The organism is Polynucleobacter sp. 39-46-10 (assembly GCF_002282275.1).
In genome coordinates this window covers 1-2,932 of sequence record NZ_NCJB01000292.1, presented here as the reverse complement: position 1 = coordinate 2,932, position 2,932 = coordinate 1, and the positions used below count along the sequence as shown (strand labels likewise).

General features: G+C 47.1%; 4 protein-coding genes. All 4 read left to right on the top strand.

The features are described 5' to 3' along the window. Nucleotides 1-1,511 (top strand): translation initiation factor IF-2 (gene infB / locus B7X71_RS14575; protein WP_293601164.1); only part of this gene is annotated, 1,511 nt, incomplete at its 5' end. A gap of 14 nt (nt 1,512-1,525) precedes the next feature. Further along, nucleotides 1,526-1,894, top strand: coding sequence for a 30S ribosome-binding factor RbfA (gene rbfA, locus B7X71_RS14570; protein WP_015420788.1), 369 nt, complete (start codon nt 1,526-1,528; stop codon nt 1,892-1,894). Between the two features lie 6 nt (nt 1,895-1,900). After that, on the top strand, nt 1,901-2,812 hold the full coding sequence (gene truB / locus B7X71_RS14565) for a tRNA pseudouridine(55) synthase TruB (protein WP_293598772.1): 912 nt from the start codon (nt 1,901-1,903) through the stop codon (nt 2,810-2,812). Between the two features lie 53 nt (nt 2,813-2,865). Next, nucleotides 2,866-2,932, top strand: a 67-nt coding sequence (locus tag B7X71_RS17955) for a GTP-binding protein (RefSeq protein ID WP_363927135.1), incomplete at its 3' end; no start/stop codon positions are given.

The window sequence follows — 2,932 nt, the reverse complement described above, 5'->3', positions numbered from 1 at the left end:
CACGTCCACCAGTTGTTACGGTGATGGGCCACGTTGACCACGGTAAAACATCTTTGCTTGATAAGATTCGTGCAGCTAAGGTTGCTACTGGTGAAGCCGGTGGTATCACTCAGCATATCGGCGCTTATCACGTCGAAACTCCACGCGGCATGATTACCTTCCTTGATACTCCGGGTCACGAAGCTTTTACGGCAATGCGTGCTCGCGGTGCTAAGGCAACGGATATCGTGATCTTGGTAGTGGCAGCCGATGACGGTGTGATGCCACAAACGAAAGAAGCGATTGCTCACGCAGTAGCGGGTGGCGTTCCAATCGTTGTAGCAATTAATAAGATTGATAAGCCAGAGGCAAACGTAGAGCGCGTTAAAACTGAGTTAGTCGCTGAACAAGTGGTTCCTGAAGAGTACGGTGGTGATGTGCCATTTATTGGTGTCTCTGCTAAAACAGGTGACGGCATTGATGCCTTGCTTGAGAATGTACTTTTGCAAGCAGAAATTTTGGAACTCAAGGCAGCGAAAGATGCTCCTGCGCAAGGTCTCGTTATTGAGGCGCGTTTGGATAAAGGTCGCGGTCCTGTGGCTACTATTTTGGTTCAGTCAGGTACCCTCAAGCGTGGCGATATGTTACTGGCTGGTTCAACCTATGGTCGCGTTCGTGCGATGTTGGATGAAAACGGCAAGCCATGTAACGAAGCTGGTCCATCCATCCCTGTAGAGATTCAAGGTTTATCTGAAGTTCCTGCAGCTGGCGAGGCAGTGCAAGTTGTTCCTGACGAGCGCAAAGCACGTGAGATCGCACTGTTCCGTCAAGGTAAGTTCCGTGATGTGAAGTTGGCTAAACAGCAAGCATTCAAACTCGAAACCATGATGGAAAACATGGAAGAGGGAGCAATTGAAGCAAAGCTCTTGCCATTGATCATCAAAGCCGACGTACAAGGTTCACAAGAAGCTTTGTCACAGTCATTGCAAAAGCTCTCTACTGCAGAGGTGAAGGTTCAAATCGTTCACGCAGCAGTAGGTGGTATTACTGAGACTGACGTTAACTTGGCAGTTGCTTCTAAAGCAGTCATCATTGGCTTTAACTCTCGTGCAGATGGTGCGGCACGTAAGTTAGCTGAGAACAATGGTGTGGATATTCGCTATCACAACATTATTTATGACGCGGTTGATGAAGTGAAAGCAGCTTTAAGTGGCATGTTGACACCAGACAAGAAAGAAGAAATCACCGGCATGGTGGAGATTCGTCAAGTCTTCTTGGTATCTAAAGTTGGCGCGATTGCCGGTTGCTTGGTTCTCGATGGCGTCATTAAGCGTACTTCTAGTGTCCGTCTCCTGCGTGAAAACGTAGTGATCTGGAGCGGCGAGTTGGATTCGCTCAAGCGCTTTAAAGATGATGCAAAAGAAGTTCGTGCTGGTGTTGAGTGTGGCCTGTCATTAAAAGGCTATAACGACATCAAAGAAGGTGATCAACTCGAAGCGTTTGAAGTTACTGAAGTTGCCCGCACACTCTAAGACGCACCCAGTTAATGCATAAAACTAGTCCACATCGTAACCAGCGTCTCGCCGATCAAATTCAGCGAGACCTGGCCGAACTCATTCCTCGTGAATTACGTAGCCCAAGCTTGGGTTTGATTACTTTACAAAGTATTGAACTCACACCGGATTTAGCGCATGCAAAAGTCTTTTTTACAGTCTTGGGTGCTGAGCCTGAGGTTGCACTGAAGGCATTGCAGGATAAGGCAGGTTATCTACACTCTTTGTTGTTTAAGCGTTTGCATATCCATACTGTGCCAACCCTGCATTTTCACTACGACAGTTCTGTTGAGCATGGCATTGAAATGTCTCGCTTAATTGATCAAGCGGTGGATAGTGATCGCAAAGACGAGAACGCGTAAATAGTTATGTCTGTACGTATCGATGGCGTTGTTTTGCTTGATAAACCTGCTGGCATGAGCTCGCAAGGTGCGGTCACTGCTGTGAAACGTGCATTCAATGCAGAAAAAGCGGGGCACACTGGCACTCTAGATCCAATGGCTACAGGCTTACTACCCATTTGCTTGGGTGAAGCCACTAAGTACTCTCAGGATTTATTGGAAGCCGATAAAACCTACATCGCTCAAGTCAAATTTGGTCAGCGTACTGATACTGGTGATGCTGAAGGCCTTGTAATTGAAGAGCTCGCTGTACCTGTATTTGCAGATAATGCTGCCATTAAGGCGGCATTAGATTCTTTGTTGCCGGCTTTTAGCGGTCAAATCAGTCAGGTTCCGCCAATGTATTCCGCGCTCAAGCGCGATGGTAAGCCCCTATATGAATACGCCCGTGCGGGTGTTGAGCTAGAGCGTGCTCCAAGAGATATTACGATTCATGCAATTCGTTGGACCAATATCAATTGGCCTGAAGCTACTTTAGAAGTCAGTTGCAGTAAGGGTACCTACATCCGCGTATTGGCAGAAGATATTGGCAAAGCCTTAGGCTGTGGCGCCCATTTGGTTGGCCTACGCCGCACCGAAGTAGGTCATCTCAATTTAGAGCAGTCTTTCACAATCGAATCTATTCAGAAGGGCTTGCAAGATAGTTCCAGCTATATCCTGCCAGTCGATGCACTTTTACAAACGCTGCCGCATTTAACTGTGGATGAACAGCAAGCAAAACGATTGGAGATGGGTCAACGAGTCCCGCTCAATTTACCGTCGATAGAAGCGCTAGTGCGTATCTATCGTGCAACTGCTGCTCCACATAACTTTATTGGCACTGGAGATTGGCGCTCTGGGGTATTGCACCCTAAGCGTTTGATTTCTTCAGCACATTAAATACATTCAACCCCTTTATTTATTAACCTTATTCTTAACTTCAGAAGCTTCACATGACTAAACGCGCACTTCGTAATATCGCCATCATCGCCCACGTTGACCACGGTAAAACTACTTTGG

Bases quoted from the DNA above. Each gene is read 5' to 3' on its own strand.
- rbfA (WP_015420788.1), top strand. From the start codon at position 1,526: ATGCATAAAACTAGTCCACATCGTAACCAGCGTCTCGCCGATCAAATT.
- truB (WP_293598772.1), top strand. From the start codon at position 1,901: ATGTCTGTACGTATCGATGGCGTTGTTTTGCTTGATAAACCTGCTGGC.